This is a genomic window from Streptomyces bambusae (assembly GCF_019400985.1).
Taxonomy (GTDB): Bacteria; Actinomycetota; Actinomycetes; order Streptomycetales; family Streptomycetaceae; genus Streptomyces; species Streptomyces bambusae_A.
In genome coordinates, this window is record NZ_WTFF01000036.1 from 1 (window position 1) to 22,332 (window position 22,332).

Below are 22,332 nucleotides of genomic sequence, written 5' to 3' on the forward strand. Positions count from 1 at the left end.
AAGGCTCCCAGTAGACGACTGGGTTGATAGGCCAGATGTGGAAGCCCGGTAACGGGTGGAGCTGACTGGTACTAATAGGCCGAGGGCTTGTCCTCAGTTGCTCGCGTCCACTGTGTTAGTTCTGAAGTAACGAACTCGCCATGCCCGGCAGGCTTGAGTTCAACTTCATAGTGTTTCGGTGGTCATAGCGTTAGGGAAACGCCCGGTTACATTTCGAACCCGGAAGCTAAGCCTTTCAGCGCCGATGGTACTGCAGGGGGGACCCTGTGGGAGAGTAGGACGCCGCCGAACAATCATTGTGGGAAAGCCCCGCACCGATCGTCAGATCTGGTGCGGGGCTTTTCTGCGTTCGGGGCACGGGCAGATTCCTGTAGGGTCGAGAGGCATCGTTCGCACGTTCACACTGGAGGCCCCCGGGTGGAGGTCCAGGAGACTCGGGTTCAGACTGACCGAATTTTCACGATCCCGAACATTCTGAGCATGGCGCGGCTCGCCGGCGTACCCCTGTTCCTGTGGCTGATCCTGGCGGAGCACGACGGCTGGGCGCTTCTCGTGCTCATGCTGAGCGGTGTCAGCGACTACCTCGACGGGAAGCTCGCGCGGAAGTGGAACCAGATCAGCAGCCTCGGCAGGCTGTTGGATCCCGCCGCCGACCGGCTGTACATCCTCTCCACGCTCTTCGGACTGACCTGGCGTGGGATTCTGCCGCTGTGGCTGACAGTGGCCCTGCTGGCACGCGATGCGATCCTCGCCGTCATGGTGCTGGTGCTGCGCCGGCACGGCTATCCGCCGCCGCAGGTCAACTTTCTCGGCAAGGCTGCCACGTTCAACCTGATGTACGCCTTCCCCTTGCTGCTGTTGAGTGACGGCAGTGGCTGGCTGGCGTGGCTGGCGGCTGTTTTCGGATGGGCGTTCGCCGGATGGGGTACAACCCTCTACTGGTGGGCAGGAATCCTTTACGTGGTACAGGTCCGCCGACTCGTCAAGGCGGACGCCGCGGCCGATTGAGCTCGCTCGGTGCAGGGTCGCACGGAGGAGATGCGGAACCGGGGTCCGGGACGAGTGAGATCGGCGTGAACGTCGTCTCCCAAGGAGGACTCTTCCGACATGAAGGCCGTCGTGATGGCCGGTGGCGAAGGCACACGCCTTCGCCCGATGACCTCGAGCATGCCGAAGCCGCTCCTGCCGGTGGCCAACCGGCCGATCATGGAGCACGTGCTCAGGCTGCTCAAGCGGCACGGGCTGACCGAGACCGTGGTCACCGTGCAGTTCCTCGCCTCACTCGTGAGGAACTACTTCGGTGACGGGGAAGAGCTCGGAATGGAGCTCACCTATGCCCTGGAGGAGAAGCCTCTCGGCACTGCCGGCAGCGTGAAGAATGCCGAGGAGGCCTTGAAGGACGAGGCGTTCCTGGTGATTTCCGGCGACGCCCTCACCGACTTCGACCTCACCGACCTCATCAACTTCCACAAGGAGAAGGGCGCACTCGTCACGGTGTGCCTGACCCGGGTGCCCAATCCCCTGGAATTCGGCATCACCATCGTGGACGAGGAGGGCAAGGTCGAGCGGTTCCTGGAGAAGCCGACCTGGGGGCAGGTCTTCTCGGACACCGTCAACACCGGTATCTACGTCATGGAGCCCGAGGTCTTCAATTACGTGGACCCGGACGTTCCGGTGGACTGGTCCGGCGACGTCTTCCCGCAGCTGATGAAGGAAGGCAAGCCGATCTACGGATATGTGGCCGAAGGCTACTGGGAGGACGTCGGCACCCACGAGAGCTACGTCAAGGCGCAGGCCGACGTGCTCGAGGGCAAGGTCCAGGTCGAGATGGACGGCTTCGAGATCTCGCCCGGGGTCTGGGTCGCCGAAGGCGCCGAGGTGCACCCCGACGCGGTGCTGCGCGGGCCGCTGTACATCGGCGACTACGCCAAGGTCGAGGCCGGCGCGGAGATCCGGGAGCACACCGTCGTCGGCTCCAACGTGGTCGTCAAGACCGGTGCCTTCCTGCACAAGGCCGTCGTCCACGACAACGTGTACATCGGTCCCCACAGCAACCTGCGCGGCTGCGTGATCGGCAAGAACACCGACATCATGCGGGCGGCCCGGATCGAGGACGGCGCCGTCATCGGTGACGAGTGCCTGGTCGGTGAGGAATCGATCGTCCAGGGGAACGTCCGCGTGTACCCCTTCAAGACGATCGAGGCCGGCGCATTCGTCAACACCTCGGTGATCTGGGAGTCGAGGGGGCAGGCGCACCTGTTCGGCGCCCGCGGCGTCTCCGGCATCCTGAACGTGGAGATCACCCCGGAGCTGGCGGTCCGGCTCGCCGGCGCGTACGCCACCACGCTGAAGAAGGGGTCGACCGTCACCACCGCCCGCGACCACTCGCGTGGTGCGCGGGCGCTGAAGCGTGCCGTCATCTCCGCGCTCCAGGCCAGCGCCATAGACGTGCGCGACCTGGAGAACGTACCGCTGCCGGTGGCCCGGCAGCAGACCGCGCGCGGCAGCGCCGGCGGGATCATGATCCGGACCTCGCCCGGTGTGCCGGACTCGGTGGACATCATGTTCCTGGACGAGCGGGGCGCCGACCTCTCGCAGGCCCAGCAGCGCAAGCTGGACCGGGTGTACGCGCGCCAGGAGTACCGGCGTGCGTTCCCGGGCGAGATCGGCGACCTGCAGTTCCCCTCCAGCGTCTTCGACTCCTACACGGGCTCGCTGCTGCGCCGGGTGGACACGACCGGCATCGCGGACGCGGGGCTGAAGGTGGTCGTGGACGCGTCCAACGGCAGTGCCGGGCTCGTGCTGCCCAGCCTGCTCGGGCGGCTCGGCGTCGACGCACTGACGATCAACCCCGGCCTGGACGAGACCAGGCCGACCGAGACGGCGGAGTCGCGGCGGTCCGGTCTGGTACGGCTCGGCGAGATCGTGGCCTCGGCGCGGGCGGCCTTCGGCGTGCGCTTCGACCCGGTCGGCGAGCGGATCTCGCTGGTGGACGAGCGCGGCCGGATCATCGAGGACGACCGGGCGCTGCTGGTGCTGCTGGACCTGGTCGCCGCCGAGAAGCGCAGCGGCCGCGTGGCCCTGCCGGTGACCACGACGCGGATCGCCGAGCAGGTGGCGGCGTACCACGGCACGCAGGTGGAGTGGACGACGACCTCGCCGGACGATCTGACCCGGGTGGGCCGGGCCGAGGGGACCATCTTCGGCGGCGACGGCCGGGGCGGGTTCATCGTGCCGGAGTTCAGCAGCGTCTTCGACGGCTCGGCGGCGTTCGTGCAGCTCATCGGGCTGGTGGCGCGTACGCAGCTCACGCTGAGCCAGATCGACGCCCGCATACCGCGAGCCCATGTCCTCAAGCGGGACGTACCGACGCCGTGGGCCGTCAAGGGCCTCGTGATGCGCCGGGTGGTGGAGGCGGCCGGGCAGCGGCACGTGGACACCACCGACGGGGTGCGCGTGGTCGAGGCCGACGGACGCTGGGCACTGGTCCTGCCCGACCCGGCGGAGGCGGTGACGCACCTGTGGGCCGAGGGCCCCGACGACGCGTCCGCGCAGGCACTGCTGGACGAGTGGGCGGCGGTGGTGGACGGCGCCGGCCGGTGAGCGGACGGTGACGCGCGTCCCGTGGGGCGGTCGGCTTCCGGCCGCCTTCCGTCCCACGGGACGGGCGCATTCGGTGTCGGCGCCGGCGACGTGCGACGATGTGCGGCATGTCGCAGCCGCCCACCAACCGGAGCCCGGCCGCCCCGTCGGCGCGTCCGGACGCCTCCATGTCGCTGCTGACCCATGTGATGGACCACAGCCTCGACGAGGGCTATGCGGAGGCCGCGGCCCGGCGTGAGGCGGAGGGGACGACGGGCCTGCCACGGTCCCTCAAGGCCAAGCTCGGCCTCGCGGCCGGCCTGGTGGTCGCCGCCATGGTCGTCACGCTCGGTGCGGCGCAGGCGCGGATAGAGGCGCCGGTGCTCGCCAAGGAGCGGGCGGAGCTGATCGACCGGGTGCAGCGGGCCGACGACCGGGTCGACGGCCTGGAGAAGGACATCGAGCGGCTGCGCGCCGACGTCGCGCGCCGCCAGCGTGAGGCCCTCAAGCAGCACGGCGTCGACGACCGGGGGCGGCTGGTGGCGCTGCTGTCCGGGGCGACCGAGGTGCGCGGGCCCGGGGTCAAGCTCGTCGTGGACGACGCCAAGGGCGCGTCGGCGAGCGGTGGGGGACCCCGGGAGAACACCGGCTTCTCCGACACCGGCCGGGTGCGCGACCGTGACATGCAGCGGATCGTCAACGGTCTGTGGCAGGCGGGCGCCGAGGCGGTCTCGATCAACGGCCAGCGGCTGACGGCCCTGTCGGCGATCCGGGCGGCCGGCGACGCGATACTGGTCGACAACAAACCCCTGGTGCCGCCGTACGAGGTGCTGGCGGTCGGCGACAAGAAGCGGCTGAGCACCGGTTTCCAGGACAGCGCGGACGGTCAGTACCTCCATGTGCTGCAGGAGAACTACGGCATCCGGGCCACCCTCACTCCCGAGAACGAGGTACGGGTGCCGCCCGCGTCGAGTCTGGCCGTACGGACGGCAACAGCAGGAGCAGCAGAGCCGAAGAAGGGTGCATCGTGATCGCGGTACTGGGCCTCGTGGTCGGAGTGGTGGTCGGACTTCTGGTCCGGCCCGAGGTGCCGGCCGTCGTCGAACCGTATCTGCCGATCGCCGTGGTCGCAGCGCTCGACGCGGTGTTCGGCGGCCTGCGCGCGATGCTGGACGGGATCTTCGTGGACAAGGTCTTCGTGGTCTCGTTCCTGTCCAACGTCGTGGTGGCGGCGCTGATCGTCTTCCTCGGCGACAAGCTCGGCGTCGGCGCCCAGCTGTCCACGGGCGTGGTCGTCGTCCTCGGCATCCGCATCTTCTCCAACGCCGCGGCCATCCGCCGGCACGTGTTCCGGGCGTGACACCGATGAGTACGAACGACACTCCCCCCGAGCAGCCCCAGCAGCCCGAGCAGCCGCACCGGCCCGAGCAGCCCGAGCCGGCGGTCCGGCCCGAGCAGCCCGAGAAGGCCGAACAGCCCGAGCAGACCGAGCCGCCGGCCCCGCCCGAGCAGACCGGCCGGCAGCGGCTGGCGGACGGGCTGTGGCCGCCGCGGCTGAGCCGCGCCCAACTCGTGGTCGCACTCCTGCTGTTCGTCCTGGGCCTGGGCCTGGCCATCCAGGTCAGCTCCAACAGCGAGTCCAGCGCGCTGCGCGGCGCCCGCCAGGAGGACCTGGTGCGCATCCTCGACGAGCTGGACGGGCGTACCAAGCGCCTGGAGGACGAGAAGCAGCAGCTGGAGGACCAGCGCAGGGAACTGCAGAACAGTTCCAACCAGGCCGACGAGGCCCGCAGGCAGACCGTGGAGAAGGAGCGCCAACTGGGCATCCTGGCGGGTACGGTGGCAGCACAGGGTCCGGGCATCACGCTGAAGATCTCCGATCCCCAGGGCCACGTGCAGTCGGACATGCTGCTGGACGCCATCCAGGAGCTGCGGGCGGCCGGGGCCGAGGCGATCCAGATCAACGGCGTGCGGGTCGTGGCGAGCTCGTACTTCTCGGACGAGGCCGGCGGGGTCGCCATCGACGGTAGGAAGATCACGCAACCCTACGAGTTCAGGGTCATCGGCAAGCCGCAGGATCTGGAGCCGGCGCTGAACATTCCCGGAGGCGTCATCCAGACGTTGGAGAAGGAGCAGGCCACAGCCACGGTCACCCGCTCCCCGAAGATCGTTGTGGATGCCTTGCGGCCGGCGAAGCAGCCTGACTACGCTCGGTCGTCATCGTCATGAGATGGAGTGACGTGTGGGACGACTCACGTGGGCGGATGCCTGCGGGGGGTCGGCGCACCGAACAAGTAGTGCGTGGTGGAAACTGTCTGGTGGTTACGGACGTTGTGAGTATGTCCGGGTCGGCAGGTGTGTGCAGTCGGAGTTCGTCCTGCCCCACGGGCGGGTCTGTTTCGGTCAAGGGGAATCGCCCGTGAAGTTGTTTGAGAAGTTGTTCGGCAAGAAGAACCGCGAGGAAAGCGGCGCCAGGCACCGTGCCGGGCACGGTGAGGCGGAGGGCCAGGGCGAGCGGCCGCTCTTCCGGGACGAGGTCACCGGCGCGGGTGACGTTCCCGGCGGGCACGGTGCGCCGTCCGCCGACCCGTCGGCGGCGGGCCGCATAGGTTTCGGCGGACCGTCGAGCGCAGGTGCGGGCGGTGGGTACAACCCCGACCCGTACGCCACCAGTACCTCCGCGGGGCAGCCGCGGGGCGAGGAGCCGTCGATGTCGGGCGAGCAGGTCTGCAGCAGGTGTGGCCACCGCAGCGACGCGGCCAGCCGGTTCTGCTCCAACTGCGGTGCGCCGCTGCGGGCGGGTCTGACGCCGGAGCGCGCCTCCGAGACCACGTCCACCATCTCGATCTCCGGCCTGGAGGCCTACGAGGCCGAGGCGGGCGGACAGCACGTGTCGTCGGCGCTGTCCCCCGAGGCCCAGGCCGCGGTGGAGGCCCTGCCGCCCGGCTCCGCGCTGCTCATCGTGCGCCGCGGGCCGAACTCGGGCAGCCGCTTCCTGCTGGACGGCGAGCTGACCACGGCGGGCCGGCATCCGCAGAGCGACATCTTCCTGGACGACGTGACCGTCTCCCGGCGCCACGTCGAGTTCCGCCGGACCCAGGAAGGCGGCTTCACCGTCGCCGACGTCGGCAGCCTCAACGGAACGTACGTCAACCGCGAGCCCATCGACTCGGTCGCCCTGCACAACGGCGACGAGGTGCAGATCGGCAAGTACCGGCTGGTCTTCTACGCGAGCCAGCGAGCCGTCTGACTCCCCCGGACTCTCCCCCGGCCACCGCTGGGGGACACCCCCTCCGGGGGGACATCAGGGAAGGTCCATGCTGCGTACACCGACGGGCGGTGCCGGGAACGGCGCCGCCGGCCCGGCCGGGCGGCTGGTGAGCATCGGCACGGTGCTCAACCAGCTGCGTGAAGAGTTCCCGGACGTCACGATCTCCAAGATCCGCTTCCTGGAGGCGGAGGGGCTCGTGGAGCCCAGCCGCACCCCGTCCGGGTACCGCAAGTTCAGCCCGGCCGACGTGGAGCGGCTCGGGCAGATCCTGCGCCTGCAGCGGGACCACTACCTGCCGCTCAAGGTCATCCGGGAGCAGCTCGACGGGCGGGCCCCGGGCGAGCCGGTCCGGATCCCCGCCCCGTCCCCGCACGGCGACGCCGCCTCCGAGGGGCCGGAGCGGCCCACCGCGGCGCGGGTCGGGCGGGCCGAGCTGCTGGCCGCCGCCGAGGTGGAGGAGGACCGGCTGGCGGAGTGGGAGTCGTACGGCCTGGTCGCCGAGGCCGAGGGCGGTGGTTTCGACGCCGAGGCGGTGACCGTGGCGCGCCTGGTCGCCGATCTGGGCCGGTTCGGGCTGGAGCCCCGGCACCTGCGCGCCATGAAGGCCGCCGCGGAGCGGGAGGCCGGCCTGGTCGAGCAGGTGGTGGCGCCGCTGCGGCGGCACCGGAACCCGCAGACCAGGGCGCACGCGGAGGCCACCCTGAAGGAGCTGGCCGGGCTGTCCGTGCGGCTGCACGAAGCGCTGGTGCAGTCCGCTCTCGGGGTGCGGCTGCACTGACGTGCGGGACGCGCCAGGGGGCGCGGCGCCGGCCCCGACTACCCAAACCTGCCGGGCAGGTCCTAGGGTTGCTGTGTGAACGAGCTCGACGTTGTGGGTGTCCGGGTGGAAATGCCCTCCAACCAGCCGATCGTGCTCCTGCGCGAAGTGGGAGGCGACCGGTACCTCCCCATCTGGATCGGCCCGGGGGAGGCCACCGCCATCGCCTTCGCGCAACAGGGCATGGCCCCGGCGCGGCCGCTGACGCACGACCTGTTCAAGGACGTGCTGGAGGCGATCGGCGAGGAGCTCTCCGAGGTCCGGATCACGGATCTGCGCGAGGGCGTCTTCTATGCGGAGCTCGTCTTCGCCAGCGGGGTCGAGGTGAGCGCGCGTCCGTCGGACGCCATAGCGCTGGCCCTGCGTACGGGGACGCCGATCTACGGGAGCGACGGCGTGCTGGACGACGCCGGCATCGCGATCCCGGACGAGCAGGAGGACGAGGTGGAGAAGTTCCGCGAGTTCCTCGACCAGATCTCGCCCGAGGACTTCGGGACCAGCAACCAGTAGGGCTTCCGGCCGGCCGGTCAGGGCATGCGAAACGTCCGAAATGCGGCGTTATCAGCCCATTCGAGTAGCCTTTCCCTGCAATGGGATACGTGAAACCACTCTCAGGGTGATTATCACCCGGCGTGCCGAGTGTGGCGATCGTTGACGCACCCCTGGTGACTGCCTACCGTCGAGATGGCAGGTCAAGGACGGAGGGTCGGGCGTGAGGATCACGGGCGACGGTACGACCGGGGGCACCCCCGCACGGAGTGAGGGCGGCCCGTACCCGCTGCGCGGCAATGCGGTGGGCGCCGCGCGCCGTCAGCCGGATTCGACGCCGACGGCCGGACCGGTGGGGGTCGAGCCGGCGACCGAGCAGATCGGCTACCGCGGGCCCACGGCCTGCGCCGCCGCCGGGATCACCTACCGCCAGCTGGACTACTGGGCCCGGACCGGCCTGGTGGAGCCGAGCGTGAGACCGGCGTACGGCTCGGGTACCCAGCGGCTCTACAGCTTCCGGGACGTCGTCGTCCTCAAGATCGTCAAGCGCTTCCTGGACACCGGGGTGGCGCTGCAGAACATCCGTACCGCCGTCCAGCACCTGCGCGGCCGCGGTTTCGCGGACCTGGAGCGCATGACCCTGATGAGCGACGGCGCCACCGTCTACGAGTGCACCTCGCCGGACCAGGTCGTCGACCTGCTCCAGGGCGGGCAGGGCATCTTCGGGATCGCCGTCGGGGTGGTGTGGCGGGACGTGGAGCACGCCCTGTCGCAGCTGCACGGGGAGCGGGTCGACACCGGCGAGACGCTGGTGCGCCCCAACCCGGCCGACGAGCTCGCCGCCCGGCGGAACCGGGCCGTCTGACCCGCACCGCCTGACCCGCACCACCCGCGTCGAACGTGTTTGCGGACCGTTGTCAGTGGCATGAGGCAGCATCGGACTCGTGAGAGCCGCGCCGACCATCCTGCACCTGGACATGGACGCCTTCTACGCCTCCGTGGAACAGGCGGCCAAGCCCAGCCTGCGCGGAAAGGCCGTGATCGTCGGCGGGCTGGGGCCACGCGGCGTGGTGGCCACCGCCTCGTACGAGGCGCGACGCTTCGGCGTGCACTCGGCGATGCCCACGGCCCAGGCACGCCGGCTCTGTCCCAACGGCGCGTACCTCTTCCCGCGCTTCACCGTGTACCGGTCGGTCAGCGAGCGCGTGATGGAGCTGCTGCGGCAGCTGTCCCCGCTGGTCGAGCCGCTCAGCCTGGACGAGGCCTTCGTGGACCTGGAGGCCGGCGGCTCCGCCTTCGACTCGGCCTCGGCGCGGGCGACCGGCGAGCGGCTGCGGGCGGACATCAGGGCCGCCACCGGTCTGACCGGCTCGGTCGGCCTGGCCGGCTCGAAGATGCTGGCCAAGGTGGCCTCGGAGGAGGCCAAGCCGGACGGGCTGCTGCTGATCGAGCCGGGCACCGAGCGGGAGCTGCTGGCTCCCATGTCGGTGCGGACCCTGCCCGGCGTGGGCCCGGCGACGGGGGAGCACCTGCGGCGGGCCGGGATCACATCCGTCGGGGAACTGGTGGAGGCCGGTGAGGACGAGCTGGTCCGGCTGCTCGGGCGGGCGCACGGCGTGGCGCTGCACCGGATGGGGCTCGGCCTGGACGACCGTCCGGTGGTCGCGGAGCGGGACGCGAAGTCGGTGTCCGTCGAGGACACCTTCGACGTGGACCTGCACGACCGGGTCCGGATCCGGTACGAGGTGCAGCGCCTGGCCGAGCGGTGCGTGCAGCGGCTGCGCGCCTCCGGGCACTCGGGGCGCACGATCGTGCTCAAGGTCCGCCGATACGACTTCTCAACCCTGACCCGTTCGGAGACCCTGCGCGGCCCGACGGACGACCCCGCGGTGGTCCGGGAGGCGGCGGCCCGGCTGCTGGAGGCGGTGGACACCACCGGTGGCGTCCGGCTGCTGGGCGTGGGCGTCTCGGGGCTGGCGGACTACACCCAGGAGGACCTGTTCGCCCAGGCCGAGGCCGACGCGGCCGGCACCGGCGAGGCGGCGCCCCCGGCCGACCCGCCGGCCCCCGGAGATGCCGGTGGGGCTGCCGGGACGGTTGGGCCCCCAGGGGCCCGGGAAGGGGCTGCCCCGGCCGCTGAGGGCCCTGTCGCGGAAGGGACGGGCCCGGACAGCGGGGCGGCCCCCGAGCGTCGCTGGCCGGCCGGGAGCGACGTCCGGCACGCCGTGTACGGGCCGGGGTGGGTGCAAGGGAGCGGGCTCGGGCGGGTCACCGTACGGTTCGAGCAGCCGGGGTCGGCGCCGGGGCGGGTTCGGACCTTCCGGGTGGACGACCCCGAGCTGGAGCCGTCCGACCCGCTGCCGCTGGTCGGCTCGCCGGGGTAGCCGACGCTCCCGCGGACTGTCAGTCCTCCTCGTTGGCCAGGCGGCCGAAGTCGCGCTGGAAGTCGCTCGGCAGCGACACGTCCAGGCCGTAGTGGTGGTAGAGCTGCAGTTCCTGTTCGGGGGACAGATGACGGCCGACGCCGAATTCCGGGGCGTCCTTGATCAGGGCGCGTTCGAAGGGCACCCGGAGCGCGTCGTCGACCAGCTCGCTGGGCTCCAGCGGGACGAACGCGTCCCGGCCGAACAGCCCGGTCCGTACGGCGGCCCATTCCGGCACGCCGGTGGCGTCGTCGAGGTAGACCTCGTCGATGGTGCCGATCTTGGCACCGTTGCGGTCGAACGCCTTGCGGCCGATCAGGCTGCGCGGATCGATGTCGGTCTGCACGGTCCCTCCAACTGGTCGCAGCTCCTCCGTTACGACTACAGAAGTGCATATTCGGGCAGGGGGCCACTCGAGGGAGCCCCAGGAACCGCGCTGGTAGTCTGGGTAACGGCCGCTGACCCTGTGCGGGAGAGTCCTCCGAGTGAGCTCGACGGAGGCGCCGAAGGAGCAAATCCTCCCCGGAATCTCTCAGGCAGACGTACCGCACGGACGAGGCCACTCTGGAAAGCAGGGGTGGGCGTCGGACGGCCAGTACCGATTCCCCTCCCTCACCGACGGTGAAAGCCGTGCCGGAGCGGGCGATCCCCGCGAGGGCCGGTGAAGCTCTCAGGTTGAGATGACAGAGGGGGAGGCCGTCCGGGTACCCGCGCCGTGGTACCCCTCGCAGGTCGTGCAGACCAGGAGGCCTCCGCCCATGACCGCCAACCGCATTCCGCTCTCCCAGCTGGAGCGTGGCATCCCCTTCGAGCAGCGCCACATCGGGCCCGACGCCGAGGCCCAGGCCAAGATGCTCGCCCAGGTCGGCTACGGCTCGCTCGACGAGCTGACCGCCGCCGCGGTGCCGGATGTGATCAAGAGCGCCGACGCCCTGGACCTCCCCGGTGCCCGCACCGAGGCCGAGGTGCTGGCCGAGCTCCGGGAGCTGGCCGACCGCAACCAGGTCCTGACCTCGATGATCGGCCTCGGCTACTACGGGACCTTCACCCCGCCGGTGATCCTGCGCAACGTCATGGAGAACCCGGCCTGGTACACGGCCTACACCCCGTACCAGCCGGAGATCTCCCAGGGCCGCCTGGAGGCGCTGCTCAACTTCCAGACCGTCGTCGCCGACCTGACCGGCCTGCCGACCTCCGGCGCCTCGCTCCTGGACGAGGGCACCGCCGCCGCCGAGGCCATGACGCTGGCCCGCCGCGTGGGCAAGGTCAAGGGCAACGTCTTCCTCGTCGACGCCGACGCGCTGCCGCAGACCATCGCCGTGATCGAGACCCGCGCCGAGCCGCTCGGCATCGAGGTCGTCGTCGCCGACCTGTCCGCCGGCATCCCGGCCGGGACGGCGGAGCGGGGCGTGTTCGGCGTGCTGGTCCAGTACCCGGGCGCCTCCGGTGCCGTACGCGAGATCAAGCCGGTCATCGACCAGGCCCACGAGCTCGGCGCGATCGTCGCCGTGGCCGCCGACCTGCTGGCCCTGACCCTGCTCACCTCGCCCGGCGAGCTCGGCGCGGACATCGCCGTCGGCACCACCCAGCGCTTCGGCGTCCCGATGGGCTTCGGCGGTCCGCACGCCGGCTACATGGCCGTCCAGGACAAGCACGCCCGCTCCCTGCCGGGCCGCATCGTCGGCGTCTCCGTCGACGCGGACGGCGCCAAGGCCTACCGCCTGGCCCTGCAGACCCGCGAGCAGCACATCCGCCGCGAGAAGGCCACCAGCAACATCTGCACCGCGCAGGTGCTGCTGGCCGTCATGGCCGGCATGTACGCCGTCTACCACGGCCCCGAGGGCCTGAGGACGATCGCGCACCGCACCCACCGCTACGCCGCGATCCTGGCCGCCGGTCTGACCGCCGGCGGGGTCGAGCTGGCCCACGACACCTACTTCGACACCGTCACCGCGCGGGTCCCGGGCAAGGCCGCCGAGATCGTGGCCGCCGCCCGCGACAACGGCGTCAACCTGTACCTGGCCGGCGAGGACCTGGTCTCGATCTCCTGCGACGAGACCACCACCCGCGCCGACCTCGCCGCCGTCTGGGCCGCCTTCGGCGTCACCGGCGACGTCGAGGCGCTCGACGCCGCCACCGCCGACGCCCTGCCGGCCGGCCTGCTGCGCTCGGACGCGTACCTGACCCACCCGGTCTTCCACCAGCACCGCTCCGAGACCGCGATGCTGCGCTACCTGCGCAAGCTCGCCGACAAGGACTACGCGCTGGACCGCGGCATGATCCCGCTGGGCTCCTGCACCATGAAGCTCAACGCGACCACCGAGATGGAGCCGGTGACCTGGCCCGAGTTCGGCGAGCTGCACCCGTTCGCCCCCGTCGACCAGGCCGCGGGCTACCTCCAGCTCATCAGCGAGCTGGAGGAACGTCTCAGCGAGGTCACCGGATACGACAAGGTCTCGATCCAGCCGAACGCCGGCTCCCAGGGTGAGCTCGCCGGCCTGCTGGCCGTGCGCGCCTACCACCGCGCCAACGGCGACGAGCAGCGCACCGTCTGCCTCATCCCGTCCTCCGCGCACGGCACCAACGCCGCCAGCGCCGCGATGGCCGGCATGAAGGTCGTCGTCGTCAAGACCGCCGACGACGGCGAGGTGGACACGGACGACCTGCGCGCCAAGATCGAGCAGTACCGCGACGAGCTCGCCGTCCTGATGATCACGTACCCGTCCACGCACGGTGTGTTCGAGGAGCACGTCGCCGACATCTGCGCCCAGGTCCACGAGGCCGGCGGCCAGGTCTACGTCGACGGCGCCAACCTCAACGCCCTGGTGGGCCTGGCCAAGCCGGGCCACTTCGGCGGCGACGTCTCGCACCTGAACCTGCACAAGACCTTCTGCATCCCGCACGGCGGTGGCGGCCCGGGCGTCGGCCCGGTCGGCGTCCGCGCGCACCTGGCCCCGTACCTGCCGAACCACCCGCTGCAGCCGACCGCCGGCCCGGAGACGGGCGTCGGCCCGGTCTCGGCCGCCCCGTGGGGCTCGGCCGCGATCCTGCCGATCTCGTGGTCGTACGTGCGCCTGATGGGCGGCGAGGGCCTCAAGCGCGCCACCCAGGTCGCGGTGCTCGGTGCGAACTACATCGCCAAGCGCCTGGAGCCGCACTACCCGGTGCTCTACACCGGCCCGGGCAACCTCGTCGCGCACGAGTGCATCATCGACCTGCGCCCGCTGACGAAGGCGTCCGGCGTCACCGTGGACGACATCGCCAAGCGCCTGATCGACTACGGCTTCCACGCGCCGACCATGTCCTTCCCGGTGGCCGGCACGCTCATGATCGAGCCGACGGAGTCCGAGGACCTCGGCGAGCTCGACCGGTTCTGCGACGCCATGATCGCCATCCGCGGCGAGGTCGAGCAGGTCGTCTCCGGCCAGTGGCCGGCCGACGACAACCCGCTGCACAACGCTCCGCACACGGCGGCGGCGCTGGGCGGCGAGTGGGACCACCCGTACACCCGTGAGGACGCCGTCTTCCCCGGCGGCGTCCAGGCGGCGGAGAAGTACTGGCCGCCGGTGCGGCGCATCGACGGCGCCTACGGCGACCGCAACCTGGTCTGCTCCTGCCCGCCCCTGGACGAGTACGACAACTGACGGGCCGCCGCACCGTGCGCCCGGCGTACGGCGTCAGGCACGCTCCGGCATGACACGCGGGGCCGGCCCGGGAGGTGACTCCCGGGCCGGCCCCGCGTGGCGTTCGCCGGTAGGTCAGGCCGCCGCGAGCGGGCGGTGCGGTGCGATGATCTGGCCGTCCGGCAGCAGCTCACCGGTGTCCTCGAAGAGCAGGACGCCGTTGCACAGCAGGCTCCAGCCCTGCTCCGGGTGGATGGCCACAGGCTGCGCGGCCTCCCGGTCGGCGGAGTCGGCTGAAGGGCAGGCAGGCTGGTGCTGGCACATGGATGCGTTCTTTCGCTGCGTCGTGGTGTGTGTGCTGCGGCTCGATGCGTTGATCATGGCCGCCCCCCCGTATCAATCTCGGTGTGGTCAGGGTCCCAGTGTTGCCCTCCGGACTTGAGTCCGCAGGGATTTCCCGGCAGCTGTCCTCACAGATTGATGACGCATCACTCGTGCGGGCGGTTCAGCCCAACTCCCCTGTCAGTTCGGGTGGTTCATGCCTGACCCGACAGGACTACGCCGAATGGGCCATCCGGGCGGTCCCGCCCTCGCTCACGCCGCCGGCGCCGCCAGCGAGGGCGGGACGGGCGGGGTGCGCGGGGTGAGCCGGTGGGTCAGCACCGGCAGCAGCTCGGACACCGGATGCGGACGGTACGCGGCGATCCCGGGCGGCGCCGGAGCCAGCGGGACCAGCAGGTCCGCGGCGGCCGGCAGGCCTGCGGCGGCGTCCGCCCCGACCGCGCCGTGCAGCCACAGCGTGAGCATGTACAGCTCCGGTACGGACAGCAGTCTCGGCTGGTAGTTCTTGCCCAGCCCCTCGGCCTGGCGCAGCGCCCGCTCGGTGGCGGTGACATACGGGCCCTCGAAGAAGTGGGAGAAGACCCAGCCGTCCGCGGTGAGCCGGGTGTCCGCCGCCGCCACGTACCGCTCGCCGCAGCGGATGAGGAACCGCCACCCGGCCAGCCGGGTACGAGGGGGCCGGCCGCCGGACGTCACCCGGTCCAGCACGTGGACCGGGAGCGGGAGTTCGGCGGTCTTGGGCCCCGGGAGCGCGCGGAGCGCGGGGGTGAGCACCGCCTCGTGGAGGGTGGCGGCGGAGCCGAGAGCCGCAAGGACGCTGCGCAGGGCGGGCGCGGGAGCCGGGGGGACATGCAGCGGCATGGTGGGTCGCCTCTCACTTGGGAGACCTGGGGGAGGGGTGGGCAGGTGCGGACGGCGCTGTCGCATTCTGGGGCCAGAGGGGGGCTGAGGGGCAATGGCCGCGCGCCAACTCTCTGCCTCGTTTGCGGAGTTTATACGACATGTGTTCACACAGTGTTTCGGCTAGCCGTCCCGCCTATTGCCGACAAGGCGCTTACCGGTCCCACTGTCATGGATTTCATGCCGAAGCGCGCACAGTGGTAGTGCGCTGACCTCGGAGGTTACCGGACGGGGGCTCGGCTGGAAAGCGTCGGTATTGCAGACGGGGCAAAGGCAGAGCGGAAAATGCGGCACAGGCCTTGCCAGGTGAATGTGCCCGAGCGCCGGTCGGCCAAACCGGCGCGCGCTCCCCGCCAGTCGTGCACCCCGTGCGTTATCGATCACGGCGCCGGGGCATCATCGACGGTACGCGCGCCCGGCAACTGCCCCGGACACCGCTGGGGGAGACCAGGGCCAGGCCCACTCGAGGAGGGACGCTTCGATGGGGGAGAAGGTCGTGGCAGGCGGATTCGACCTGTCCGATCGGCAGCGGTATCGGAGGAAGCTTCACGAGTGCCTGGAGGGGCTGGAGCGGCTTCTGGCCGAGAAGAGGTTCGATCGGCCGAAGAACATGATGGGACTTGAGATCGAGCTGAATCTGGCGGGTGCCGACGGCTTGCCGAGAATGGTGAATGCGCAGGTACTGGAGAGGATAGCGAGCCCAGATTTCCAGACCGAGCTCGGAATGTTCAACCTGGAAGTCAACGTACTTCCGCACCGGCTCGACGGCCGGGTATTCGACCAGCTCGCCGAGGAACTCAGCGCAGGACTGGGCTATGCCCACCGGCAGGCCTCCGAGATCGAGGCCGGCGTGGTGATGATCGGGATCCTGCCCACGCTGTCGCAGGCCGACGTCGTCGCCGCCAACCTCTCGGCGGTGGACCGCTACTCCCTGCTCAACGAGCAGATCCTGATGCTGCGCGGGGAGGACTTCACCCTCGACATCGACGGGGTCGAGCACCTCACCTGCACCTCCGGCTCGATCGTGCCGGAGGCCGCGTGCACCTCCGTGCAACTGCACCTCCAGGTCACCCCGGCCCGCTTCCCCGACGTGTGGAACGCGGCCCAGTGCGTGGCGGCCGCGCAGATCGCGGTCGGCGCCAACTCGCCCTTCCTGTTCGGCCACGAGGTGTGGCGCGAGTCCCGGCCCCCGCTGTTCCAGCAGGCCACCGACACCCGGCCGCCGGAGCTCCAGGCCCAGGGCGTGCGACCGCGTACCTGGTTCGGGGAGCGCTGGGTGGACTCGGCGTACGAGCTGTTCGCCGAGAACGTCCGCTTCTTCCCGGCGCTGCTGCCCATCTGCGACGAGGAGGAGCCGCTCGCCGTCCTCGCCGAGGGCGGGGTGCCCACGCTCCAGGAGCTGGTGCTGCACAACGGCACCGTCTACCGGTGGAACCGGCCGGTCTACGGGGTCGCCGACGGCAAGCCCCACCTGCGCGTGGAGAACCGGGTGCTGCCCGCCGGCCCCACCGTGGCGGACACCGTCGCCAACGCCGCCTTCTACTACGGCCTCGTCCGCACGCTCGCCGACGAGCAGCGCCCGGTGTGGACCCGGATGCCGTTCGCGGAGGCGGAGGCCAATTTCGACGCGGCGTGCCGGTACGGGATCGACGCCCGGCTGCGCTGGCCGCGCAAGGGCAGGTCGGCCGGGCTGGCGAGCGTACCGGCGGTGCGGCTGGTCCTCGACGAGCTGCTGCCGATGGCCGCCGCCGGCCTGGACGCGTGGGGCATCGAGCCGGCCGACCGCGACCACTACCTCGGCATCGTCGAGGAGCGGTGCAGGCGGCGGGTCAACGGGGCCAGCTGGCAGGTGGACACCTACCACCGGGCGCTCGCCTCCGGCCTGGACCGGGAGGCCGCCCTGGCCGCGACCACCCGGCGGTACACGGAGCTCATGCACAAGGGCGACCCCGTGCACACCTGGCCCACCGGACTGCGCTGACCCCTCCCGTCCCCCGAGGAGGCAGTATGGGGGGCGGAAGCGGGACAGTGGGACAGCGGGACGGGAGTCGGGTGTGCGGGCGGAGCCGGAGCCGGTGGTCGAGCAGCTGCGCCAGGACGGGCGGGGGGTGCTGCGGGCCGAGACGCTGCTCGTCCTCGCGCTGTCGCTGGGCGCGAGCGGCGTCTCCTCGCTGATCAGCTTCGTCGGCTCGCTCATCAAGCCCGGCGGACTGAAGGACCAGGCCGCCACGCTCAACGGCTCCTACGCCCCCGGCCGCCCGTGGCTCGACCTGGCCTGGCAGCTCTTCGGCATCACGACCGCGCTCGTCCCCGTCCTGCTGGTGGCCCACCTGCTGACCCGGGAAGGCGTTCCGGGACTGCGCGCGCTGGGCCTCGACCGGACCCGGCCGGGACGGGACCTCGGGCGCGGGGCCCTGGTCGCGGCCGGGATCGGCAGCGCGGGGCTGGCCTTCTACCTGGTGGCGAGGGCCTCCGGGGCCAACCTGACGGTGGTGCCGGAGGCGCTGCCCGACGTGTGGTGGAAGTTCCCGGTCCTGATCCTCTCCGCGGTGCAGAACTCGGTGGTGGAGGAGGTCATCGTGCTGGCCTACCTGCTGCGCCGGCTCGACCAGCTGGGCTGGTCCCCGGCGGCCGCGCTGCTGGCCAGCTCCCTGCTGCGCGGCTCGTACCACCTCTACCAGGGCATCGGCGGCTTCATCGGCAATGCCGTGATGGGCGCGGTGTTCGTGCTGCTCTACCGCCGCTGGGGACGGGTCGGTCCGCTGGTGGCCGCCCACGCGCTGCTCGACATCGTCGCCTTCGGCGGGTACGCGCTGCTCGCGGGCAAGGTGGGCTGGCTGCCGACGCCTTCCTGACGCCTGCCCCCGACGCCTTCCTGACGGGGGGTCTCACGGCCGGCTGAGCAGCTGCCCGTCGATGACGGTGACCGCCCTGCCGGTCAGCAGAGTGCGCCCGCCCTTGAGCGTGACGTCGACCAGGCCGGTGCGGGCGCCGCCCTGGAGGCCGGTGAGCTCGGTGCGGCCGCCCAGACGCGCGGACCAGAAGGGCGCGAGCGCGGTGTGGGCGCTGCCGGTGACCGGGTCCTCGTCGATGCCGAAGGCCGGGAAGAAGCCGCGGGAGACGAAGTCGTAGCCCCCGCCGGGATCCGCGGCGGGCGCCGTGACGATGACGCCGCGCCGGGCGTACGCGCGCAGGGCCGCCAGGTCGGGGGTCAGCTCGCGCACGGTGCGCTCGTCGGCCAGCTCGACGATCAGGTCGCCGATGTGCTCGGCCGTGTCGTGCACGGACCGGATCTCGACCCCGCCCAGGGCCCGGCCGACATCGGCGGGGGTCTCCACCGGCGTCAGCGAGGACGTCGGGAAGTCCAGGGTGATCGTGCCGTCCGGGGCCGCCTCGGCGGTGAGGACGCCGCACCGCGCGGAGAAGCGGATCAGGCCCTCGGCCAGTCCGCTGCTCGCCAGCACGTGCGCGGTGGCCAGGGTGGCGTGCCCGCACATGTCCACCTCGGCGGCGGGGGTGAACCAGCGCAGCGCCCAGTCGGCGTCACCGCCGGGCGGCAGCGGGTGGGCGAAGGCCGTCTCGGAGAGGTTGACCTCGGCGGCGACCTGCTGGAGCCAGGCGTCCGGCGGGAAGGCGGAGTCGAGGAGCAGGACCCCGGCGGGGTTCCCGTGGAAGGGGCGGTCGGCGAAGGCGTCCACGATTCGAATGCGCATGGACCCGACCGTAGAGGGACCGTGCGATCAGCGGCCAAGGCCAATCCGGGACGACTGGCCTTGTCGTCGTCCTGGACCGGTCGGCGAGCACCGGCCGAGGAGCACCGACCGGGCCGGGGCCGCCGCCGGGGGCGGTCAGGCGACCAGGCCGGCCAGCTTGCGCAGCGACTCGTTCAGGGCGGCGGTGGCGGAATCCTTGAGCTTGCCGGCCATCAGCGAGACGGCCGCGCCGGTGAACTCGCCGTCGATCCGGACCGTGGTCGCCCCGCCGTCGGGGACCAGGGTGTACCTGGTGCCGACGACCACGCCCATCGGGCCCTTGCCCCGGATGGCGAGGACCCGCTCGGCCTCCAGCTCCTCCACGGTCCAGGTGACCTCCGCCGGGAAGCCCATCATCTTCATGTTCTCCTCGTAGGTGGCCCCGACCTCCAGGGTCTGCGGGCCGCCCTTGGGGAAGCTGGTGTGGGTCATGCTCCACTCGCCGTACGCACCCCAGTCCGTCAGCTGGGACCAGACCTTCGCGGCGGAGGCCTCGATGCGGGATTCCGCGGTGACTTCGGCCATGACGACCACCCCTTCTCGTCGGGTACGTGCGGCGGAACGTAGCTCCGGGGGACGGAACATTCAATACTGACGGCCTGTCAGATGTAGCGGCGTCATCTCAACAGGTGTCTCGGGCGTGACGCTCCTGACAAGGGCTGTCATGATGGCCGGATGCAAGCGACAGGGAGACATGCCGGACTGGGCCTCGCGCTCGTCTCGGCGTTCGCGTTCGGCGGTTCGGGAGTGGCGGCCAAGCCGCTGATCGAGGCGGGTCTGGACCCGCTGCACATGGTCTGGATACGGGTGGCCGGGGCGGCGCTGGTGCTGTCCCCGCTCGCCTGGCGCCACCGCGGCCTGCTGCGCCGCAAGCCGGCCCTGCTGGCCGGGTTCGGCCTGGTCGCCGTCGCGGGTGTCCAGGCCTGCTACTTCGCCTCCCTGTCCCGCATCCCGGTCGGCGTCGCCCTGCTGCTGGAGTACCTCGGCCCGGCCCTGCTCCTGGGCTGGATCCGCTTCGTCCAGCGCAAGCCGGTGACCCGGGCGGCCGCGACCGGTGCGGCGCTGGCCGTCGTGGGCCTGGCCTGCGTCGTGGAGATCTGGTCCGGGCTCAGCCTCGACCCGCTCGGAGTGCTGCTCGGCCTTGCCGCGGCCTGCTGCCAGGCCTTCTACTTCGTCTTCGCCGACCAGGGCACGGACGGCCAGGACGTCCCCGACCCGCTCGGCGTCACCGCGTACGGCATGCTCGTCGGCGCCCTCGTCATGACGGTCGTCTCCCGCCCGTGGGAGATCGACTGGACGGTGCTGGCCGGGCAGGCCTCCATCGCCGGGACGCAGCTGCCCGCGCCCGTGCTCGTCGGCTGGGTGGTGCTGGTCGCCACCGTCTTCGCGTACCTCACCGGGGTGGTCTCGGTGCGCATGCTCTCGCCGCAGGTCGCCGGCGTGGTGGCCTGCCTGGAGGCGGTCGTCGCCACCGTGCTCGCCTGGGTGCTGCTCGGGGAGCACCTCTCGGCGCCGCAGATCGTCGGTGGTGCGCTGGTACTGGGCGGCGCCTTCGTCGCACAGACCTCCCGGGCCGCCGCTTCGACCGCGTCGCCCGCCTCGACCACGTCGACCGCCGCGCCCGCCTCGACCGCCGGCGCTGCCGAGGAGCCTGCGCGGCAGGCGGCGGTGGACCGCGAGCGGACGAGCGCCTAAGGTGGCGATCATGTACTCGACCGTGCTTTCGCCGCCCGCCGCCTGACGCGGGCGGCTGCCACCGTCGGAAGAACCGGCCCGGGGAGTGCCCCGGGCGGTTCCGCGCTGCCCGCGAAGCGATGACCTGAACCCTTTTCATCCTTCTCGCACGCGCGGAGACACACGTGTCGCATCGTTCGGCTGCCGGACGCAGCCTTGTCCAACTCGTCGTCGCCGGAGCCGCCTGGGGCACCGCCGGGGCGGCGGCCTCCCTGCTCTTCCTGGCCAGTGACCTCGGTCCGCTGGCGTTGTCCTTCTGGCGCTGTGCCGGCGGGCTGGTCCTGCTGCTGGGCGTGCTCGCCGTACGCAGGTGGCGCTCGGAGCGTGGGCGCGCAGCGGCCACGCCGACCACGCCGACCGCGCAGGCCGCAGTCGTCGCGGCCCCGTCGGGCAGGCTGCCGCGGCTGCGCCCGTTGCTGTTCACCGGGCTGATGTTCACCGTCTTCCAGTCCGCGTACTTCGGCGCCGTACGCGAGACCGGGCTCGCCGTCGCCACCGTGGTCACGCTCGGGGCCGGCCCGGTGCTGATCGCTCTCGGGGCGCGCTACGGCATGGGCGAGCGGCTCGGCCGGGGCGGCGGCGTCGCCGTGTGCGGGGCGCTCGCCGGGCTGGTCGTCCTCGTGCTGGGCGGCGAGGGCGGCGAGGTCCGCCCGCTCGGCGTCGGCTGGGCCGTGCTCTCGGCGGCCGGGTACGCGGCGATGACCCTCCAGACGCGCCGGCTCGGCCGGCGCGGCGCGGGCGGCGACGCACTGCTCACCACCGCGTGGTCGTTCGGGGTGGGCGCGGTGTGCCTGCTGCTGCCGGCCGCGGCGGAGGGGCTGCTGCCGCACACCGCCGAGCCGGCGCGCGTCGTGTGGCTGCTGGTGTACATGGCCGGTGTGCCCACGGCGCTGGCCTACGTCCTCTACTTCACCGGCGCGGCCGCGGTACGCGCGGCGACCGTCTCCGTGATCATGCTGATCGAGCCGGTGAGCGCGGCCGTGATCGCGGTCCTCGTGCTGGGGGAGCGGCTGACCGGGGCCGTGGTCCTCGGGACGGCCCTGCTGCTGGCGGCGGTGGTCCTGGCGGCGGGCGCGGTCACGGGCTACTGGCTGCTGCTCGCCTTCGGCTGGCTGATCGCGTACGCCTCGCGGGTGCTCGGCCCGACCGAGAAGAAGTGGGCGGTGTTCGGCCTGCCCGGCGCGGTGTTCGCGGTCGCGGTGATCTGGGTGTGGGGTCGGCTCGACGGCCGGTGGGGCGAACCCCTGCTCGACGACCAGCTCGGCTCGGCCTTCCAGGGCCTGTGGCCCTGGATCGTCCGCGGCGCAGCCATCGCCTCCGCCCTCTACCTCACCTGGCGCGCCCGCCGCCCCTGACGCGCCCGGCGATGTGCCGCGCCCGCCGCCCCTGACGCGCCCTG

At 71.6% G+C, this 22,332-nt stretch carries 19 protein-coding genes, 2 rRNA genes, 1 pseudogene and 1 riboswitch; of the genes and pseudogenes, 17 read left to right on the forward strand and 5 right to left on the reverse strand.

Features of this window, described 5'->3' with window-relative positions; all coding sequences use genetic code 11:
• From GPJ59_RS08170 to GPJ59_RS08225, 12 genes are all read left to right on the forward strand, one after another.
• Positions 1-95, forward strand: a 23S ribosomal RNA gene (locus tag GPJ59_RS08170); the annotation flags it as partial.
• Between the two features lie 79 nt (positions 96-174).
• Positions 175-291, forward strand: a 5S ribosomal RNA gene (rrf, locus tag GPJ59_RS08175).
• 126 nt (positions 292-417) lie between these two features.
• On the forward strand, positions 418-1,008 hold the full coding sequence (locus GPJ59_RS08180; RefSeq protein ID WP_219665791.1) for a CDP-alcohol phosphatidyltransferase family protein: 591 nt from the start codon (positions 418-420) through the stop codon (positions 1,006-1,008).
• A gap of 99 nt (positions 1,009-1,107) precedes the next feature.
• Positions 1,108-3,603 (forward strand): mannose-1-phosphate guanyltransferase, encoded by a 2,496-nt coding sequence (locus GPJ59_RS08185; RefSeq protein WP_219665792.1) that lies wholly within the window; start codon positions 1,108-1,110, stop codon positions 3,601-3,603.
• Positions 3,604-3,701: 98 nt separating this feature from the next.
• Positions 3,702-4,613 carry a DUF881 domain-containing protein gene (locus tag GPJ59_RS08190; RefSeq protein ID WP_219665793.1) on the forward strand — a complete coding sequence of 304 codons (912 nt, stop codon included), beginning with the start codon at positions 3,702-3,704 and terminating at the stop codon, positions 4,611-4,613.
• Entirely contained in the window at positions 4,610-4,942 is a 333-nt protein-coding gene (locus GPJ59_RS08195) for a small basic family protein (RefSeq protein WP_003970459.1), read from the forward strand. The genes GPJ59_RS08190 and GPJ59_RS08195 overlap by 4 nt, the downstream gene beginning before the upstream one ends.
• A gap of 5 nt (positions 4,943-4,947) precedes the next feature.
• Positions 4,948-5,811 (forward strand): DUF881 domain-containing protein, encoded by an 864-nt coding sequence (locus GPJ59_RS08200; protein WP_219665794.1) that lies wholly within the window; start codon positions 4,948-4,950, stop codon positions 5,809-5,811.
• A 130-nt stretch (positions 5,812-5,941) separates the two neighbouring features.
• Complete coding sequence (locus GPJ59_RS37220) at positions 5,942-6,832, forward strand: FHA domain-containing protein (RefSeq protein ID WP_308120188.1); 891 nt, start codon at positions 5,942-5,944, stop codon at positions 6,830-6,832.
• Between the two features lie 67 nt (positions 6,833-6,899).
• Complete coding sequence (ftsR, locus tag GPJ59_RS08210) at positions 6,900-7,631, forward strand: transcriptional regulator FtsR (RefSeq protein WP_219665795.1); 732 nt, start codon at positions 6,900-6,902, stop codon at positions 7,629-7,631.
• 75 nt (positions 7,632-7,706) lie between these two features.
• Positions 7,707-8,180, forward strand: a complete 474-nt coding sequence (locus GPJ59_RS08215; RefSeq protein ID WP_219665796.1) for a bifunctional nuclease family protein — start codon at positions 7,707-7,709, stop codon at positions 8,178-8,180.
• A 202-nt stretch (positions 8,181-8,382) separates the two neighbouring features.
• A complete protein-coding gene (locus GPJ59_RS08220) occupies positions 8,383-9,024 on the forward strand; it encodes a MerR family transcriptional regulator (protein WP_219665797.1) in 642 nt (213 codons plus the stop codon).
• Positions 9,025-9,103: 79 nt separating this feature from the next.
• Positions 9,104-10,543, forward strand: a complete 1,440-nt coding sequence (locus GPJ59_RS08225; RefSeq protein WP_219665798.1) for a DNA polymerase IV — start codon at positions 9,104-9,106, stop codon at positions 10,541-10,543.
• 19 nt (positions 10,544-10,562) lie between these two features.
• Here GPJ59_RS08225 and GPJ59_RS08230 read toward each other — a convergent pair whose 3' ends face one another.
• A complete protein-coding gene (locus tag GPJ59_RS08230; protein WP_219665799.1) occupies positions 10,563-10,928 on the reverse strand; it encodes a PRC-barrel domain-containing protein in 366 nt (121 codons plus the stop codon).
• Positions 10,929-11,041: 113 nt separating this feature from the next.
• Positions 11,042-11,140, forward strand: a riboswitch (glycine riboswitch).
• 200 nt (positions 11,141-11,340) lie between these two features.
• On the opposite strand from GPJ59_RS08230, the gene gcvP reads away from it, so the two are divergent.
• On the forward strand, positions 11,341-14,226 hold the full coding sequence (gene gcvP / locus GPJ59_RS08235; protein ID WP_219665800.1) for an aminomethyl-transferring glycine dehydrogenase: 2,886 nt from the start codon (positions 11,341-11,343) through the stop codon (positions 14,224-14,226).
• A gap of 114 nt (positions 14,227-14,340) precedes the next feature.
• On the opposite strand, the gene GPJ59_RS08240 is transcribed toward gcvP, so the two are convergent.
• Positions 14,341-14,529, reverse strand: a complete 189-nt coding sequence (locus tag GPJ59_RS08240; RefSeq protein ID WP_308120189.1) for a DUF5999 family protein — start codon at positions 14,527-14,529, stop codon at positions 14,341-14,343.
• Positions 14,530-14,799: 270 nt separating this feature from the next.
• Positions 14,800-15,408, reverse strand: coding sequence for a hypothetical protein (locus GPJ59_RS08245; RefSeq protein ID WP_219665802.1), 609 nt, complete (start codon positions 15,406-15,408; stop codon positions 14,800-14,802).
• Positions 15,409-15,928: 520 nt separating this feature from the next.
• Here GPJ59_RS08245 and GPJ59_RS08250 point away from each other — a divergent pair.
• The gene (locus tag GPJ59_RS08250) at positions 15,929-17,428 is read left to right on the forward strand and encodes a glutamate-cysteine ligase family protein (protein WP_219665803.1); all 1,500 of its coding nucleotides are present in this window, start codon (positions 15,929-15,931) and stop codon (positions 17,426-17,428) included.
• Between the two features lie 73 nt (positions 17,429-17,501).
• Positions 17,502-18,302 (forward strand): CPBP family intramembrane glutamic endopeptidase, encoded by an 801-nt coding sequence (locus GPJ59_RS08255; protein WP_219665804.1) that lies wholly within the window; start codon positions 17,502-17,504, stop codon positions 18,300-18,302.
• Between the two features lie 33 nt (positions 18,303-18,335).
• On the opposite strand, the gene GPJ59_RS08260 is transcribed toward GPJ59_RS08255, so the two are convergent.
• Both GPJ59_RS08260 and GPJ59_RS08265 read right to left on the reverse strand, forming a co-directional pair.
• The gene (locus GPJ59_RS08260) at positions 18,336-19,160 is read right to left on the reverse strand and encodes a PhzF family phenazine biosynthesis protein (protein WP_219665805.1); all 825 of its coding nucleotides are present in this window, start codon (positions 19,158-19,160) and stop codon (positions 18,336-18,338) included.
• Positions 19,161-19,295: 135 nt separating this feature from the next.
• On the reverse strand, positions 19,296-19,724 hold the full coding sequence (locus GPJ59_RS08265) for a type II toxin-antitoxin system Rv0910 family toxin (protein ID WP_219665806.1): 429 nt from the start codon (positions 19,722-19,724) through the stop codon (positions 19,296-19,298).
• A 150-nt stretch (positions 19,725-19,874) separates the two neighbouring features.
• Here GPJ59_RS08265 and GPJ59_RS08270 point away from each other — a divergent pair, with 150 nt between their 5' ends.
• Complete coding sequence (locus GPJ59_RS08270; protein WP_219665807.1) at positions 19,875-20,894, forward strand: EamA family transporter; 1,020 nt, start codon at positions 19,875-19,877, stop codon at positions 20,892-20,894.
• Positions 20,895-21,058: 164 nt separating this feature from the next.
• Positions 21,059-21,991: pseudogene (locus GPJ59_RS08275) on the forward strand (DMT family transporter); the annotation flags it as partial.
• Positions 21,992-22,332: the final 341 nt, after the last annotated feature.

Excerpts from the sequence above, each read along its gene's own strand:
- GPJ59_RS08185 (WP_219665792.1), top strand. The coding sequence starts at position 1,108 with ATGAAGGCCGTCGTGATGGCCGGTGGCGAAGGCACACGCCTTCGCCCG.
- GPJ59_RS08190 (WP_219665793.1), top strand. The coding sequence starts at position 3,702 with ATGTGCGGCATGTCGCAGCCGCCCACCAACCGGAGCCCGGCCGCCCCG.
- GPJ59_RS08200 (WP_219665794.1), top strand. The coding sequence starts at position 4,948 with ATGAGTACGAACGACACTCCCCCCGAGCAGCCCCAGCAGCCCGAGCAG.
- ftsR (WP_219665795.1), top strand. The coding sequence starts at position 6,900 with ATGCTGCGTACACCGACGGGCGGTGCCGGGAACGGCGCCGCCGGCCCG.
- gcvP (WP_219665800.1), top strand. The coding sequence starts at position 11,341 with ATGACCGCCAACCGCATTCCGCTCTCCCAGCTGGAGCGTGGCATCCCC.
- GPJ59_RS08240 (WP_308120189.1), bottom strand. The coding sequence starts at position 14,529 with ATGTGCCAGCACCAGCCTGCCTGCCCTTCAGCCGACTCCGCCGACCGG.
- GPJ59_RS08245 (WP_219665802.1), bottom strand. The coding sequence starts at position 15,408 with ATGCCGCTGCATGTCCCCCCGGCTCCCGCGCCCGCCCTGCGCAGCGTC.
- GPJ59_RS08250 (WP_219665803.1), top strand. The coding sequence starts at position 15,929 with ATGGGGGAGAAGGTCGTGGCAGGCGGATTCGACCTGTCCGATCGGCAG.
- GPJ59_RS08260 (WP_219665805.1), bottom strand. The coding sequence starts at position 19,160 with ATGCGCATTCGAATCGTGGACGCCTTCGCCGACCGCCCCTTCCACGGG.
- GPJ59_RS08265 (WP_219665806.1), bottom strand. The coding sequence starts at position 19,724 with ATGGCCGAAGTCACCGCGGAATCCCGCATCGAGGCCTCCGCCGCGAAG.
- GPJ59_RS08270 (WP_219665807.1), top strand. The coding sequence starts at position 19,875 with ATGCAAGCGACAGGGAGACATGCCGGACTGGGCCTCGCGCTCGTCTCG.